Genomic DNA, 16,885 nt, shown 5'->3' on the forward strand with positions numbered 1-16,885 from the left:
ATATGTCTTGTACCTCTATATTGAGACACTGAAACAGAGACTGGATGCCATCAACCAATTGCGCGTGGATCGCGCCCTTGCTGCCATGGGACCCGCTTTCCAGCAGGTTTACAGTCTACTGCCGACATTACTACATTATCATCACCCGCTGATGCCGGGTTACCTTGACGGTAACGTTCCCCGTGGCATTTGCCTCTACACGCCTGATGAAACCCAACGCCACTACCTTGACGAGCTTGAACTCAATCGTGGAATGCTGACCCAGGAACCGCCGAAAGGCGAGCTGCCCATCACTGGCCTTTACTCCATGGGCAGTACTTCTTCCGTTGGGCAAAGCTGTTCTTCCGACCTTGATATCTGGGTTTGCCATCAGTCGTGGCTGGATAGCGAAGAGCGCCAGCTGCTGCAGCGAAAATGCAGCCTGCTGGAAATCTGGGCTGCGTCGCTGGGTGTTGAAGTGAGCTTCTTCCTGATCGACGAAAACCGCTTCCGCCATAACGAAAGCGGCAGCCTGGGCGGTGAAGACTGCGGTTCGACCCAACATATCCTGCTACTGGATGAGTTTTACCGCACCGCGGTGCGCCTTGCCGGGAAGCGTATTCTGTGGAATATGGTGCCGTGCGAGGAAGAAGAGCATTACGATGATTACGTGATGAGCCTCTACGCGCAGGGCGTGCTGACGCCGAACGAATGGCTGGATCTCGGCGGCCTGAGCTCCCTCTCGGCGGAAGAGTACTTCGGCGCCAGCCTGTGGCAGCTGTATAAAAGCATCGACTCGCCCTATAAAGCGGTGCTGAAGACGCTGCTGCTGGAAGCGTACTCCTGGGAGTACCCCAACAACCGTCTGCTGGCGAAAGATATCAAGCAGCGCTTGCATGACGGTGAAATCGTATCGTTTGGCCTCGACCCTTACTGCATGATGCTGGAGCGCGTCACGCTCTATCTGCAGGCTATCGAGGATGAAACGCGCCTCGATCTGGTGCGTCGATGTTTCTATTTAAAAGTGTGCGAGAAGCTGAGCCGCGAGCGTGCCTGCGTCGGCTGGCGCCGTGAAGTCGTCAGCCACCTGGTTAAAGAGTGGGGCTGGGATGAAAAGCGTCTGATGATGCTCGATAACCGGGCCAACTGGAAGATTGACGAAGTCCGTAAAGCGCATAACGAGCTGCTTGATGCGATGATGCAGAGCTATCGCAACCTGATTCGCTTTGCGCGTCGCAACAACCTGAGCGTTTCCGCCAGTCCGCAGGATATTGGCGTGCTGACGCGTAAGCTGTACGCCGCCTTTGAAGCGCTGCCGGGGAAAGTGACCCTGGTTAACCCGCAAATTTCGCCGGATCTGTCTGAGCCGAATCTGACCTTTATCCATGTGCCGCCCGGCCGTGCCAACCGTACCGGCTGGTATGTCTATAACCGCGCGCCGGATATGGAGTCGATCATCAGCCACCAGCCGCTGGAATATAACCGTTATCTTAATAAGCTGGTGGCCTGGGCCTGGTTTAACGGCCTGCTGACGTCACGCACTCGCCTGTTTATTAAGGGCAACGGCATCGTCGATCTGGCTAAACTGCAGGAGATGGTGGCCGATGTGGCGCACCACTTCCCGTTGCGCCTGCCGTCCCCGACGCCGAAAGCGCTGTATAGCCCGTGCGAAATTCGCCACCTGGCGATTATCGTCAACCTCGAATATGATCCGACGGCGGCCTTCCGCAATCAGGTGGTGCATTTTGACTTCCGTAAGCTCGATGTTTTTAGCTTCGGCGAAGAGCAAAAATGCCTGATTGGCAGCATCGATCTGCTGTACCGCAACTCGTGGAACGAGGTGCGAACGCTGCATTTTAACGGCGAGCAGGCGATGATCGAAGCGCTGAAAACCATTCTCGGCAAGATGCATCAGGACGCCGCGCCGCCGGATAGCGTGGAGGTCTTCTGCTATAGCCAGCATTTGCGCGGCCTGATCCGCACTCGCGTGCAGCAGCTGGTTTCTGAATGCGTTGAGCTACGCCTCTCCAGCACCCGTCAGGATACCGGCCGCTTTAAAGCGCTGCGCGTATCCGGGCAGACCTGGGGGTTGTTTTTCGAGCGCCTTAACGTCTCGGTACAGAAGCTGGAAAACGCCATCGAATTCTACGGCGCGATTTCGCATAACAAACTGCACGGCCTGTCGGTGCAGGTGGAGACCAACCACGTCAGGCTGCCGCAGGTGGTGGATGGTTTTGCCAGCGAAGGGATCATTCAGTTCTTCTTTGAAGATGCGGATAACGATAACGGATTTAACATCTATATTCTTGATGAGAGCAACCGCGCCGAGGTGTATCACCACTGTGAGGGCAGCAAAGAGGAGCTGGTGCGCGACGTCAGCCGCTTCTACTCTTCATCGCATGACCGCTTTACCTACGGCTCCAGCTTTATCAACTTTAACCTGCCGCAGTTTTATCAAATCGTCGACGTCGACGGTCGCGAACAGGTGATCCCGTTCCGCAGCCAGGTGATTGCCGCCGCCACCGCTTCAGCCGGTCAGGATGCCGCAACGTCGCCAATGCTGCAGCACTACTCCTGAGAAAGGGTAGCGTGCGGCATAGGGTTATGTAGCCCGGATAAGGCGCCAGCCGCAATCCGGGGAACTCGAATCACGTGCGCTTAGCGAAAACTCACCACTTCACCGGCCTGCGCGGTCGCCGCCTGTTCCAGCAGATCCCAGAACGTTTCGCCGCTGCGGTCGCATACCCACTCGTCGCCTTTCAAGTCGAAATGGTAGCCGCCTTGTTTTGTCGCCAGCCATACCTGGTGCAGCGGCTCCTGGCGGTTGATAATAATTTTGCTGCCGTTTTCAAAGCTGATAGTCAGCACGCCGCCGTTGATTTCACAGTCGATATCGCTGTCGCCATCCCAGTCGTCGAGACGCTCTTCGATGGTCATCCACAGGGTATCGGCCAGGCGATGGAATTCACTGTCGTTCATGGTTCTTTCCCGCTTTTTTGATCGTGGCGGCAGTATAGCGCAATCTACGATGACTTCGGCAGATGGCGAAGGCGGATAAGCAGTAGAGACGTCACGATGGCCATCGCCAGCAGCCCATAGCGCGCGCTTTCCATCCGGCTCTGTTGATAATGCTGCAGAATGCTATAAATATCATCGGTCGCCAGGCTTTGTGTCTGGATAAGCTGATGAAAAGTTCGATCGCTCGTCCACGGGATAAACGTGAGATGGCCGATGGCCTGTCGGGCGGCCAGGCTGATTGCCACATCGTGCTGTACCTGATATTTCATCATGAAGGTCAATACCGTTAGCATGACGGTACTGATTAACGCCATTCCTAATGCTTGCCCGATATCGCGCGAGGCGGCCTGAACGCCGCCGGACTGTTCGGCGTGCCGATTCCCTGCGCCCGTGGTGACCAGTATCGGGGCATTGGTCGCGATGGTGCCCATCCCCGCGCCGATTAAACAGAGCCCTGACGCCATCAGTACAGGGGTAAATCCCGTCACGTGCAGCGCCGCGGCGGCAACCAGAGCGCCGGCGATTCCCGCAGCCAGCCCCATCTGGCACTGGCGGCGAGGGTTTCGCTGCTGAATGAGCAGCGGTAAACCCAGAGAACAGGCGGCGAGACAGATCGCAAAAGGGAGTATCAGCAGCCCTGTTTCCATCGCCGATACGCTTTTAACAATCTGCACAAAACTCACCACGGTAAAAATAGCCGAACTGTAGGCAAAAAATATCCAACCCGTGAGATAGAGCCCGTGGCGCACCAGGCGGGTTTTCAGGAAAACCGCGGGCAGCAGAGCGTGGCCGGTGGCGGCTTCAAAATGACGTTCCCAGCGCAGCATCATCACCAGCACAATCAGGCCGCACAGGATGACGAAAGGGGCGGGGCTCAGGCCGAGAATGCTCACTGCGGCGTCGAAAGGCATAATCAGTCCCCAGACCGGGATGCGCAGAATGCCGAAAATGGTCAGAAACAGCCCCAGGGTGCCTAACAGGAAACCCGGGGTATCGAAGGGGATAGCGGCGCGTTTGTTTTCTGATGCCGGGATGATGACAGAACAGATGAGAATAAGCAGCGCCAGCAGGCCCAGCGAGGCAAACGCGATGCGCCAGCCGACGTGGTCCAGTAAATATCCGCATAGAATGGGCCCGCAGGCGAATGAAATGCCGCTGGAGGCGCCAAGCGCGCCAAAAGCGGCAACCCGTCGTCGCTGCTGATACAGGGCAGAGATCAGGCCAAAAACGGCGGGGATCATCAGGCTACCGCCTATCCCGGCGGTCAGACGCGCGCCCCAGGTGAAGAGCGTGATCGATGGCGAAAAAAAGGCGCAGATTTCGGCGAGGATAAAAATCAGGCATCCGATGCGAAACAGCATCCGCCAACCCCAGATGCACCCCAGCATTCCGCCCGCCACCATAAACGTGCCCGCAATCAACGGATACATGGTATTCGCCGTACTGACCTGTCCAAGCGTCGCGTGCAGGTCGTTCATTAGCGCCTGCGTGGCGATACTCAACGTCACGTTATCGGCGGAGGCCAGAAACTGTGCGCAGCACAAGACAATCAAAGGTAACCAGTTTGTCGGTGTAGGGTTGGTGGTCACAGATTGTTCCTTTTTGATAGAAACGACAAAACGCGCCCTTCCTCGCGGGAGGGGCGCGTTATTGTTAGTTATCTTTTGATCTTAACTCAGATTTTCGACTTCTTAGCACGCGGTTCTTCTCCTGCTGCGTCGTCAGACCCTTTGGCGCGGACGGGGAGATTGCGCGTCCCGAATAAAAACAGCAGCGTCATGACCGCGGTGGCGACCATGCCCGCTCGCGTAGCTTTCAGGCGGGCGGTTTTATAGACCTGGTTGAGTTCCGTCACATCCTTTTGATTCACGCCTTGATCCAGCATTAGCTTTGAGAAGCCGGTATCGCTGAGATAAGGAATGACGGAGATATTCGCCACTTTTTGCTGTGTATCCTGGCTCAGCGAAGCGTCGTGGCTCGCCATATCCTGCACTGTCATGGTGATCGCCGTCAGCATCACCATACCGCAAACCGCCACGCCGATTGCCTGGCCGACGTTACGCGAAGTCGCCTGCACGCCGCCCGACTGCTGTGCATCGCGCGCCGGCAGGGCGCTGGTAACAATATAGCTGGAATAGGCGGAAACGATGCCCATACTGACGCCAATCAGACACATCCCTACCGGCACGATCATGCTGAAATCAGACGGGCCGAAGCCGAAGATGCACAACACGGAGCCCAGCGTGCCGATGAGCAGCGCGCTCTGGCACATCCGTTTCGGATTCGCGTTTTTCCAGACGATCGGCAGCCCCAGCGAAAAGACCACGACGCCCAGCGCAAACGGCAGAATGAGCAGGCCGGTTTCAATACCGTTCAGTCCGGCAACTACCTGCACGAAGCTCACGGTCACGAAAATACCGGAACCGTAGGCGAGGAAGATAAACGCCGTCAGATAGAGACCGTTACGCACCTGCGGCGTTGCGAGGAACGACAGCGGGATCAGCGCGCTGCCGGTGGTGGCTTCGCGATGGCGCTCCCACTTCAGCATAATCGCCAGCACGATCAGACCAAACAGGACGAGGAACGGCGCCGGGCTAAGGCCCATAACGGTGAACGGCGCGTTAAACGGCGTAAACAGACCCCAGCTTGATACTTTCAGGAAGCCGAGGATCACGCTGAACAAGCCGATGACGGTCAGGACGACGCCGGGCAGATCGAACACCACTTTGCGTTCAGGTTTTGCCGGCGTAGGGACCAGGAAGGAGCCGCTGAAGATGACGATGCACAGGCCGGCGATAGCGGCAAACGCGGCGCGCCAGCCGAGGTGGTCAACCAGCAGGCCGCAAATCAACGGGCCGGCGGCGAAGGAGACGCCGCTAGCTGCGCCGATAGCGCCAAAGGCGATCGCCTGCTGGCGGCCTTTGTAGTTACTGGCGATAAGCCCCAGCACCGACGGGATCATAAAGCTTCCGCCAATACCGGAAAGCAGACGGGCGCCGTAGGTGAAGACCAGCATGTTCGGTGAGAAATAAGCGGTCAGTTCGGCGAGAAACAGCAGCGCGCAGCCGATGCGGAAGGTTTTCTTCCAGCCCACGATAAGCCCGGCCATTCCGGCGGCGACCATCAGAGACCCCGCGGCCAGCGAGTACATCGCGTTGGCGATGCTGATGAGATCCATTGAGGCGTGCAGGTCGCTGACCAACGCGCCGGTAGCGATGCTCAGCGTGGCATTATCGCCGGATGTCGAGAGCTGGGCGAGGCACAGTACCAGAAGCGGCAACCATTTCATCGCCGTATCGGCGGCCGCGTTGCGCGACATGCCGGGAGAGTTAATTACTGAATTTGTCGTCATGATAGTGTTCTGTAGTTAATTTCAGGCAATCTACACATCATCCTTCAAGCTGCCTCTGTGTTGGCTGCCTGCGTTTACCCCAGTCACTTACTGTCGTAAGCGCAGGGGACTCTCTTAGTTGCCGCCTTGATGCAACGTGAATGATTTTGTGTAATAGCTATCCGCCCGACGACGACGCCGGGTGGATAATGTTCGCAACAGGATTACTGGATTTGCTGTTTCTTACCGCCCAGCACGGTGCCCCAGACCTTCACATCTTTGAGCTGAATCGGCTCGATGGCCTGCGGATCCTCTTCCAGCACGGTGAAGTCGGCGTATTTACCGCATTCGATGCTGCCGATCAGATGATCCATTTTCATGGTCCACGCTGCGCCGAGTGTCATCGCGTGCAGTGCTTGATCGACGGAGATTTTCTCCGCTTCGCCCAGCACGCGCCCGGATGCCGTCAGACGGTTAACCGCGCACCAGCCGGTGAACAGCGGGTTGATGGGGGTGATACCGCAATCGCTGTGGAAGGCGAAAGGAATACCGTGACGCACTGCGCTGCCGCAGGCATCCATACGCATCGCGCGCTCCGGGCCCATGGTTTTGCTGTAGTGCTGATCGCCCCAGTAATAGACGTGATTGCTGAAAAAGTTCACGCACATCCCCATTTCTTTGATGCGTTTGAACTGGTCTTCACGCAGCATTTGCGCGTGCTGCATTACCGCGCGGTGGTTAACTGCCGGAATACGATTCAGGGTTTTCTCGACGGCTTTAATGAACGCTTCCGAAGCCTCGTCGCCGTTACAGTGGCAGTGAACCTGGTAGCCGCGGGACATAATGTCGTAGACCTGCTGCTCCACCTCTTCCGGTGTAGCGTTCCACGCGCCGTTGTGACCATCGAGATAATAGAAGGGCTCCAGCATTCTTCCTGAACCGCCCTGGATAGAACCATCGAGGAAGATTTTCATCGGGCCGAAGTGCATTTTTTCGTGCCCGTGACGCATCACGTCCGGCGCGAAATCCAGCGCTTCCTGGAAGGGTTTCTTCACGAACGGAGGACCGTAGGCTACCAGCAGGCGAATCGGGAAATCCTCTTCACGGGTCATGCGGATATAGTTGGTCATCAGCTCGGGGTTGCTGAAGTCGGTCAGGCCCATATCGGCAGCGCTGGTGCAGCCTGCGCGAAACGCTTCCTGGCCAAAATTGGCGATGGCGATTTCGGTGGTGAGCTCGTCCCAGAAACCATATTTATTCAGGATTGGCCCCATGGCGGCGAATTCCACCAGCTCACCGTGCAGCGTACCGTCCTGATTTTTCACCACCCCTTCAATCTGGCAGTCGTCAAATATTCCGCAGTCGTGCAGCGCAGCGGTATTGGCGCCCATCAGGTGAATGCTCATATGGATAACGGCGACCGGACGGGTGGTTGAGACACGGTCCAGATGTTCGCGTCCCAGCTTTTCGCTGCCGAAATAAATAGGATCGACGCCCCATGCGATCAGCGGCGCGTGTGGATCGGTCATCTCACGTTCAACCGCCTGCAGCGCGCTGACGACGTCGTCGAATGAGCGGCAGCCTTGCCAGATTTTACCGGTATGGTCCGGGCGATCGTAGTAACCCACATAGGGGAACTGCCACATGCCGCCGCCGGTGACGTGGGAGTGGGCTTCAATCAGGCCGGGCATTAACACTTTGTCGGCAAAGGTCTCGTCCAGCTGGTATTCGCCGAAGCCGGTGAGTTCTTCAAGCGTGCCGGTACCTAAAATACGGTCGCCGCGCACCGCGACATGGGTGGTTTCCGGGCGGTTCGGACACATCGTAATGATTTTTTTTGCGGCAAAAATCGTGATTTCTGATGCTGACATAGTAGGCTCAATCATTCAGGGTTCAGAGAGCGATGAAAGGCATCGCTTTCATCATGAGTATTAATGCGCCTATGCTAATTGTCATATTGGATGTATAACAGGACCAAAAACCCACGATATTAAGGTGCCAATTTGTCGGTTGCTCTGCCTTTTGATTTAACGGGAATAAAGCTGGATGCTGGCAGAAAGCGTAGCGAGCAGCTTTATCGCGCCCTGAGAGAGAAGATGATGAATACGCCCGGTCTTCACGGGGCAAAGCTACCCGCGACCCGTGAGCTGGCGCGGCTGCTGGGGGTGTCTCGCAATACGGTAGTTTCGGTCTACGAGCGCTTATATGCCGACGATTTGATTGAAACCCGCCAGGGCGACGGCACCTATATACGTTACCGCGGGCAGGAGGTTGAAGAAGGCCCTGAAGTGCCTGAATTTCCTGCCTTACGCGTAGACTCGCGCCTGCCGCTGACGGCGCGGTTTAATCGCCATTTTGTTCACGACGGCCCGCCGAAGGCTTTTCGCATCGGTATGCCCGCGATTGACCATTTCCCGTTTGATACCTGGTCGCGTTTGCAAAACCGCTTCTGGCGGCGGCGACCCATCGCGCAAATGGGCTACGGCGTACCGGCGGGAGATCTACAGCTGCGCGAGCTTATCGCCAGCTATCTGCACACCTCGCGCGGCCTGAAGTGCGACCCGGCCCAGGTGATTATTACCCTTGGCGCACAGCAGGCGATTATGCTGTGTTCCGCGCTGCTGCTGCGCGCCGGGCAGGACGTCATTATGGAAAACCCCTGCCACTGGGCAGCGGCGGGCGTATTCTCCTGCCTTGGTTTGAATATTAAAGCGATTAACGTTGATGATGAGGGGCTTCAGGCGGCGCAGTTGACGGATTATCCCGACGCCAGGATGGTCTACGTAAGCCCGTCATGCCAGTACCCGACGGGCGCGACGCTGTCGCTATCGCGGCGAATGGCGCTGCTGGAGTGGGCCAGAAAGCATCAGGCGTGGATTATGGAGGATGATTACGACGGCGAGTATCGCTATAACGGTACGCCGCTGATGCCGCTCGCCGCGCTGGATAACCGCCATCGGGTGATTTATATCGGTTCGTTTTCCAAAGTGATGTATCCCGCGCTACGCCTGGGCTACATGGTGGTTCCGCAACCGCTGGTGGAACCGCTGAACCTGCTGCGCACGCTATCCACCCGCCAGCCGCCAATGAACGACCAGCAGGTGATGGCGAGCTTTATTTCGGAAGGCCATTTCCAGCCCCATATCCGCCGAATGCGCAGAATCAGTAAAAGCCGCCGCGACCTGCTGCTGGCCGAGTGGAATCAGCATCTGAGCCATATTGGCGTGATGCCGGAAGTCGCCTCGGGACTACATGCGGCGATTACGCTGGAGGATGCTGAAACCGAAAACCGTCTCGTTAGCCAGGCCCTGGCGGCAGGTGTTGAAATTACCCCGCTGAGCGCGCTGTGGATCCCCGGTACGCCTGAAAGCCGCCATCATTACGGCGTGGTGCTGGGATTTGCCGGCGTAATGGAAGCGGATATTGTGCAGTCGATACAGGTGTTAAAGAAATGCTGGAAGCGAGCTCCGCTAAAATGAATCACCAGAGCATATCCATCAACGCTTTTGCGCGGTAACTCTGGTGGAACGGCGCTTTTCTGATTTCATAAAGCTGTCCTAAACGCTTGCTTTTACGCCTTCTCCTGCGATGATAGAAAGCAGAAAGAATGAATTACGGGCAACTATCCATGAAAAACGTTTTCCCAGCGCTTGCCGTTTTATTAGCGGTCCTCAGCCTGACCGGCTGTGGTCTGAAAGGGCCGCTTTATTTCCCGCCAGCGGATAAAACGGCGCCTCCGCCGACTAAACCGGTTGATAGCGGTATCCAGAGCTCTACGCCGGATCGTAACGATCGCGGCGATAGCGGTGGTCCGACCCAGGTGAATTACTGACAGTTCCGCGCTGCTGGAGTAGATGATGCAGTTCTCTAAGATGCATGGCCTTGGCAATGACTTTATGGTCGTTGACGCGGTAACTCAGAATGTTTTTTTCTCCCCGGAACTGATTCGCCGTCTGGCGGATCGGCATCTTGGTGTGGGCTTCGATCAGCTGCTGGTGGTTGAGCCGCCCTACGATCCAGAGCTCGATTTCCACTATCGCATCTTCAATGCAGACGGTAGCGAAGTGGCGCAATGCGGCAATGGCGCGCGCTGTTTCGCCCGCTTTGTGCGCCTGAAAGGCCTGACCAATAAACGTGACATTCGCGTGAGTACGTCAAATGGCCGTATGGTATTAAGCGTGACGGAAGACGATTTGGTGCGCGTGAATATGGGCGAGCCGAACTTCGAACCGTCGCAGGTGCCGTTTCGCGCGAACAAAGCGGAAAAGACCTATATCATGCGCGCCGCCGAACAGACAGTATTGTGCGGCGTGGTATCGATGGGTAATCCGCACTGCGTTATTCAGGTCGATGATGTGGAAACCGCGACGGTGGAAACGCTCGGTCCGGTGATGGAAAACCACGAGCGCTTCCCGGAGCGAGCGAACATCGGCTTTATGCAGGTGGTCAGCCGCTCCCATATTCGTCTGCGCGTGTATGAACGCGGCGCGGGTGAAACGCAGGCCTGCGGCAGCGGCGCCTGTGCGGCGGCGGCAGTAGGTATCCAGCAGGGTTTACTGGGCGAGGAGGTCCGCGTGGAATTACCCGGCGGGCGTCTTGATATCGCCTGGAAAGGTCCGGGCCAACCGCTGTATATGACTGGCCCGGCGGCACATGTCTATGACGGATTTATTCATTTATGAAACAAGTCGGGGAAGAACAGCAGGAACTCGCCAGCGAGCTGAACGATCGCGCAGTGGTGGACTATCTGTTGCAACATCCTGAATTCTTTATTCGTAATGCGGCGCTGGTGGAGCACATGTCGGTTCCGCATCCGGTACGTGGTTCGGTCTCGCTGGTGGAATGGCATATGGCGCGGGCGCGGAATCATATCAACGTGCTGGAAGAGAATATGTCGCTGCTGATGGCCCAGGCGACGGCGAACGAAAGCCTGTTTCAGCGCCTGTTTGATCTCCAAACGCGGCTGGCGGCGGCCGATAGCCTTGATGAAATGCTCAACCGCTTTCATCGCTGGGCGCGCGAGCTGGGGCTGGCGGGCGCGACGGTGCGCCTGTTTCCCGACAGCTGGCGGCTCGGCGCGCCCTCTAAATTCACCCATCTGGCGATAAGCCGTCAGGCGTTTGAGCCCATACGCATCCAGCGGCTTGGCCAGCAGCGCCACTATCTTGGCCCATTGAACGGTCCGGAACTGCTGGTGGTGCTGCCGGAAGCAAAAGCCGTGGGTTCGGTGGCGATGTCGCTGCTGGGGGGAGATGAAGCGCCCGGCGTGATGCTGTTCAGCAGTCGCGACCCTCAGCACTATCAACAAGGCCAGGGAACGCAGCTTTTGCAGGAAATTGCGTCGATGCTCCCGGGATTGCTGGAGCGCTGGATCGAGCGCGCATGACCGCCTCACCGCTGTTGCCTTCCGTAGAGCGCTTTTTACGCTATCTCGGCGTCGAGCGTCAGTTGAGTCCAATAACGCTGCTGAACTACCGCCGTCAGCTGGAGACGCTTATCGCGCTGGCGGAAAACGCCGGGCTGAAAAGCTGGCAGCAATGCGATGCCGCCCAGGTCCGTAACCTGGCGGTACGCAGCCGTCGTCAGGGACTGGGTCCAGCCAGCCTGGCTTTACGCCTCTCCGCCTTACGCAGCTTCTTTGACTGGCTGGTGAGCCAGGGCGAACTGGCGGCCAATCCGGCAAAGGGGATTTCGGCGCCGAAAACACCGCGCCATTTACCGAAAAATATCGACGTCGACGACGTTAACCGACTGCTGGATATCGATCTCAACGATCCGCTGGCGGTACGCGACAGGGCGATGCTGGAAGTGATGTACGGCGCGGGGCTGCGTCTCTCGGAGCTGGTGAATCTCGACATTAAGCACCTCGATCTGGAATCCGGCGAGGTGTGGGTGATGGGCAAAGGCAGCAAAGAGCGCCGCCTGCCGATTGGCCGCAACGCGGTGGTGTGGATTGAGCACTGGCTCGACCTGCGCGGCCTGTTCGGCGCTGATGAAGACGCCCTGTTCTTATCGAAACTGGGCAAGCGAATTTCCGCGCGTAACGTGCAAAAGCGCTTTGCCGAATGGGGCATTAAGCAGGGCCTCAACAGCCACGTGCATCCGCATAAGCTGCGCCACTCCTTCGCGACCCATATGCTGGAGTCGAGCGGCGATCTGCGCGGGGTGCAGGAGCTGCTGGGTCATGCGAATCTGTCCACCACTCAAATTTATACCCATCTTGATTTTCAACACCTTGCGTCGGTGTACGATGCGGCGCATCCGCGCGCCAAACGGGGGAAATAATGCGTTTTTACCGACCTCTTGGCCAGATTTCAGCACTGACATTTGACCTGGACGATACCCTTTATGACAACCGCCCGGTGATTGACCGAACGCTGCATGAGTCGCTGAGTTTTGTGCGCAGCTACCATCCGTCGCTGAGTCAATTTGACGCCAGCGAACTCAACCGGCTGCGCCAGACGCTGCTGGCCTCTGAGCCGGAAATTTACCACGATGTCACCGAGTGGCGCCGCCGCGCGCTGGAGCTGGGGATGATCAACGCCGGGCTTTCTGCGGCGCTGGCGAAAACGGGGGCGGATGAAGCGATGGCCAACTTCGCCCACTGGCGCAGCCTGATCGACGTCCCGCAAGAGACGCACGATACGCTGGCGAAGCTGGCGGAAAAATGGCCGCTGGTGGCCATTACCAACGGCAATGCCCGGCCGGAACTTTTTGGCCTGAGCGACTACTTCCGTTTCGTGCTGCGCGCCGGTCCGGACGGGCGTTCTAAACCTTTTGCCGATATGTATCATCTGGCGGCAGAGCGGTTGGCGCTGCCGCTGGCGCAGATTCTGCACGTTGGTGACGATCTGACGACCGACGTGGCGGGCTCCATTCGCTGCGGCATGCAGGCCTGTTGGATCAAACCGCAGGGCGCAGACCTGATGCGCACCGCCGACAGCCGTCTGCTGCCGCACATCGAAATTTCACGGTTGGCATCTCTGACCTCGCTGATATAATCGTCAGTAGTTCTGTATAAATTAACAGTAGCCCGGTGAACTGAACGTTGCCGGGCGTCTCATTTCCGGCGGTGCCAATGGACGTTTCTTACCTGCTCGACAGCCTTAATGACAAACAGCGTGAAGCCGTTGCGGCATCACGTACGAATATGCTGGTTCTGGCAGGAGCGGGCAGCGGTAAGACGCGCGTGCTGGTACACCGCATCGCCTGGCTACTGAGCGTTGAGAACTGTTCCCCTTACTCCATTATGGCGGTGACCTTTACCAACAAAGCGGCGGCGGAGATGCGCCATCGTATTGGCCAACTGATGGGCACCACCCAGGGCGGTATGTGGGTCGGTACTTTCCACGGCCTGGCGCACCGGCTGCTACGCGCCCATCACCTTGACGCCAACCTGCCGCAGGACTTCCAGATCCTCGACAGCGAAGACCAGCTGCGTCTGCTTAAGCGTTTGATTAAGGCAATGAACCTCGATGAGAAGCAGTGGCCGCCGCGTCAGGCGATGTGGTACATCAACGGCCAGAAAGACGAAGGCCTGCGCCCGCACCATATTCAGAGCTACGGTAACCCGGTGGAGCAGACCTGGCAGAAGGTGTATCAGGCCTATCAGGAAGCCTGCGATCGCGCGGGGCTGGTGGATTTCGCCGAGCTGCTGCTGCGCGCGCACGAACTGTGGCTGAATAAGCCGCATATCCTGCAGCACTACCGCGAGCGCTTTACCAATATCCTGGTCGACGAATTCCAGGATACCAACAACATTCAGTACGCGTGGATCCGCCTGCTGGCGGGGGATACCGGCAAGGTGATGATCGTCGGCGATGACGATCAGTCGATCTACGGCTGGCGCGGCGCGCAGGTAGAGAACATCCAGCGCTTCCTCAACGATTTCCCCGGTGCGGAAACTATTCGCCTCGAGCAGAACTATCGTTCGACCAGCAATATCCTCAGCGCGGCCAACGCCCTGATTGAGAACAACAGCGGGCGGCTGGGTAAAAAATTGTGGACCGACGGCGCCGACGGCGAGCCGATTTCGCTTTACTGCGCGTTTAACGATCTTGATGAGGCGCGTTTTGTCGTCAACCGTATCAAAACCTGGCAAGAAAACGGCGGGGCGCTGGAGCAGTGCGCGATTCTGTATCGCAGCAACGCCCAGTCGCGCGTGCTGGAAGAGGCGCTGCTGCAGGCCAGCATGCCGTATCGTATTTATGGCGGCATGCGCTTCTTCGAACGTCAGGAGATTAAAGATGCGCTCTCCTATCTGCGTCTGATCGCCAACCGTAATGACGACGCGGCGTTTGAGCGCGTGGTGAATACCCCGACGCGCGGCATTGGCGATCGCACGCTGGACGTGGTGCGTCAGACCTCGCGCGACCGTCAGCTGACGCTGTGGCAGGCCTGTCGCGAACTGTTAAAAGATAAAGTCCTCGCCGGACGCGCCGCCAGCGCCCTGCAGCGTTTTATGGAGCTTATTGACGCGTTGGCGCAGGAAACCGCCGATATGCCGCTGCACGTGCAGACCGACCGGGTGATTAAAGACTCCGGCCTGCGCATGATGTACGAGCAGGAGAAAGGCGAGAAAGGCCAGACGCGTATTGAAAACTTAGAGGAGCTGGTGACGGCAACGCGCCAGTTCAGCTACAACGAAGAAGATGAAGATCTCATGCCGCTGCAGGCGTTCCTCTCGCACGCGGCGCTGGAGGCTGGAGAAGGACAGGCGGATACCTGGCAGGACGCGGTACAGCTGATGACCCTGCACTCGGCGAAAGGGCTGGAGTTCCCTCAGGTCTTTATCGTTGGGGTGGAAGAGGGGATGTTCCCGAGCCAGATGGCGCTGGATGAGGGCGGCCGCCTGGAAGAAGAACGCCGGCTGGCCTACGTCGGTGTCACCCGCGCGATGCAGAAGCTCACGTTGACCTACGCGGAAACTCGCCGCCTGTATGGCAAAGAGGTGTATCACCGTCCGTCGCGCTTTATCGGCGAGCTGCCGGAGTCGTGCGTAGAAGAGGTACGGCTGCGGGCGACGGTGAGCCGTCCGGTCAGCCATCAGCGGATGGGGACGCCGATGGCGGAAAACGACACCGGCTATAAGCTTGGCCAGCGCGTGCGCCATGCCAAGTTTGGTGAAGGGACGATCGTTAACCTCGAAGGTAGCGGTGAACACAGCCGCCTACAGGTTGCGTTTCAGGGGCAGGGCATCAAATGGCTTGTCGCGGCCTACGCCCGGTTGGAAACAGTGTAACAGTAAGAAAAATATAATAATTTTGTAATATTCTGCTACCTTTATACGTTAAGGAGCTTGATTTGCTCTTTAGCGTTCCGTTGCGTGTTGACGCCGTTTTTGCGCTGGCGTAACATGCGCGCACGATTACGCTAAGAGGACATTCGCCTTGGACACACCCAGTAGATGCTGGCTCAATTTCCTGCCCATCAGGAACAACTCCTAAGGCTATCCTCTTATGCTGATAGCCTTAGCGGTTGTCGGCGACCCGTTCTATTCCCGTCGCTCTGAGTCAGGCTGAATGGTCTGAAACCCAAATTGTTTCTGTGTGCCCACCGAACTGTCCGATAATTTTTTGCATTGGGAGTCCCGGTCATGCTGAGCGCATTTCAACTGGAAAACAATCGTTTAACGCGTCTTGAAGCCGACGAGATCAAGCACCTCGCCAGTTCGGTGTGGGTCGATCTGGTCGAGCCTGACGACGATGAACGAAGCCGCGTGCAAACGGAATTGGGCCAGAACCTGGCGACGCGCCCGGAGCTGGAGGACATCGAAGCGTCAGCGCGTTTCTTTGAGGATGAAGACGGCCTGCATATCCACTCATTTTTCTTTTTTGAAGATGCTGAGGATCACGCCGGTAACTCTACCGTGGCGTTCACTATCCGCGAAGGGCGTCTGTTCACCCTGCGCGAACGGGAGCTGCCCGCTTTCCGCCTGTATCGCATGCGCGCCCGCAGCCAGTCTATGGTGGACGGCAACGCCTACGAGCTGCTGCTGGACCTGTTCGAAACCAAAATTGAGCAGCTGGCGGATGAAATCGAAAACATCTACAGCGACCTGGAAAAGCTCAGCCGGGTGATCATGGAAGGCCGTCAGGGCGACGACTATGACGAGGCGCTCTCGACGCTGGCGGAGCAGGAAGATATCGGCTGGAAAGTTCGCCTGTGTCTGATGGATACCCAGCGCGCGCTGAACTTCCTCGTGCGTAAAGCCCGTCTGCCGGCAGGCCAGCTTGAGCAGGCGCGTGAGATCCTGCGCGATATCGAATCTCTGCTGCCGCACAACGAATCGCTGTTCCAGAAGGTTAACTTCCTGATGCAGGCGGCGATGGGCTTTATCAACATCGAGCAGAACCGCATCATCAAAATCTTCTCGGTGGTCTCCGTGGTGTTCCTGCCGCCGACGCTGGTGGCATCCAGCTATGGGATGAACTTTGAGTTTATGCCCGAGCTGCACTGGAGCTTTGGCTATCCCGGGGCGATTGTCTTTATGATGCTCGCCGGTCTGGCGCCCTATCTGTACTTTAAACGCAAAAACTGGCTGTAAAAAAAGGAGCT

At 57.5% G+C, this 16,885-nt stretch carries 14 protein-coding genes; 10 read left to right on the forward strand and 4 right to left on the reverse strand.

All coding sequences use genetic code 11. From position 1 onward, the window contains the following. Positions 1–7: 7 nt before the first annotated feature. Entirely contained in the window at positions 8–2,557 is a 2,550-nt protein-coding gene (gene cyaA / locus KCG39_RS19540) for a class I adenylate cyclase (protein WP_211811449.1), read from the forward strand. 80 nt (positions 2,558–2,637) lie between these two features. Here the strand turns inward: cyaA and cyaY are convergent, their stop codons facing one another. From cyaY to KCG39_RS19560, 4 genes are all read right to left on the reverse strand, one after another. Further along, positions 2,638–2,958 carry an iron donor protein CyaY gene (gene cyaY, locus KCG39_RS19545; protein WP_142467948.1) on the reverse strand — a complete coding sequence of 107 codons (321 nt, stop codon included), beginning with the start codon at positions 2,956–2,958 and terminating at the stop codon, positions 2,638–2,640. Between the two features lie 44 nt (positions 2,959–3,002). Then, entirely contained in the window at positions 3,003–4,586 is a 1,584-nt protein-coding gene (locus KCG39_RS19550; RefSeq protein ID WP_142467947.1) for an MFS transporter, read from the reverse strand. Between the two features lie 86 nt (positions 4,587–4,672). Next, positions 4,673–6,349 (reverse strand): MFS transporter, encoded by a 1,677-nt coding sequence (locus KCG39_RS19555; protein WP_004127447.1) that lies wholly within the window; start codon positions 6,347–6,349, stop codon positions 4,673–4,675. A 203-nt stretch (positions 6,350–6,552) separates the two neighbouring features. Then, positions 6,553–8,199 (reverse strand): amidohydrolase, encoded by a 1,647-nt coding sequence (locus tag KCG39_RS19560; protein ID WP_004127450.1) that lies wholly within the window; start codon positions 8,197–8,199, stop codon positions 6,553–6,555. A 132-nt stretch (positions 8,200–8,331) separates the two neighbouring features. Here KCG39_RS19560 and pdxR point away from each other — a divergent pair, with 132 nt between their 5' ends. From pdxR to corA, 9 genes are all read left to right on the forward strand, one after another. Next, entirely contained in the window at positions 8,332–9,807 is a 1,476-nt protein-coding gene (pdxR, locus tag KCG39_RS19565; protein ID WP_032741999.1) for a MocR-like pyridoxine biosynthesis transcription factor PdxR, read from the forward strand. 149 nt (positions 9,808–9,956) lie between these two features. Beyond that, on the forward strand, positions 9,957–10,160 hold the full coding sequence (gene lptM, locus KCG39_RS19570; RefSeq protein WP_024360622.1) for an LPS translocon maturation chaperone LptM: 204 nt from the start codon (positions 9,957–9,959) through the stop codon (positions 10,158–10,160). A 25-nt stretch (positions 10,161–10,185) separates the two neighbouring features. After that, complete coding sequence (gene dapF / locus KCG39_RS19575) at positions 10,186–11,010, forward strand: diaminopimelate epimerase (RefSeq protein ID WP_004127458.1); 825 nt, start codon at positions 10,186–10,188, stop codon at positions 11,008–11,010. Further along, on the forward strand, positions 11,007–11,714 hold the full coding sequence (locus tag KCG39_RS19580) for a DUF484 domain-containing protein (RefSeq protein ID WP_004127460.1): 708 nt from the start codon (positions 11,007–11,009) through the stop codon (positions 11,712–11,714). Before dapF ends, KCG39_RS19580 begins: the two co-directional genes overlap by 4 nt. Next, positions 11,711–12,613: a tyrosine recombinase XerC gene (gene xerC, locus KCG39_RS19585; RefSeq protein ID WP_004127462.1), complete on the forward strand. Its 903-nt coding sequence runs from the start codon at positions 11,711–11,713 to the stop codon at positions 12,611–12,613. Before KCG39_RS19580 ends, xerC begins: the two co-directional genes overlap by 4 nt. Beyond that, positions 12,613–13,329: a 5-amino-6-(5-phospho-D-ribitylamino)uracil phosphatase YigB gene (gene yigB, locus KCG39_RS19590; protein WP_004127464.1), complete on the forward strand. Its 717-nt coding sequence runs from the start codon at positions 12,613–12,615 to the stop codon at positions 13,327–13,329. The genes xerC and yigB overlap by 1 nt, the downstream gene beginning before the upstream one ends. Positions 13,330–13,406: 77 nt before the next feature. Then, positions 13,407–15,569, forward strand: coding sequence for a DNA helicase II (gene uvrD, locus KCG39_RS19595; protein ID WP_004127467.1), 2,163 nt, complete (start codon positions 13,407–13,409; stop codon positions 15,567–15,569). Positions 15,570–15,717: 148 nt separating this feature from the next. Beyond that, positions 15,718–15,774, forward strand: coding sequence for a YsgD/CorL family protein (ysgD, locus tag KCG39_RS28105; RefSeq protein WP_349817343.1), 57 nt, complete (start codon positions 15,718–15,720; stop codon positions 15,772–15,774). A 149-nt stretch (positions 15,775–15,923) separates the two neighbouring features. After that, entirely contained in the window at positions 15,924–16,874 is a 951-nt protein-coding gene (gene corA / locus KCG39_RS19600) for a magnesium/cobalt transporter CorA (protein ID WP_004097564.1), read from the forward strand. Positions 16,875–16,885: the final 11 nt, after the last annotated feature.

The organism is Klebsiella pasteurii (genome assembly GCF_018139045.1).
Classification (GTDB): Bacteria; Pseudomonadota; Gammaproteobacteria; order Enterobacterales; family Enterobacteriaceae; genus Klebsiella; species Klebsiella grimontii.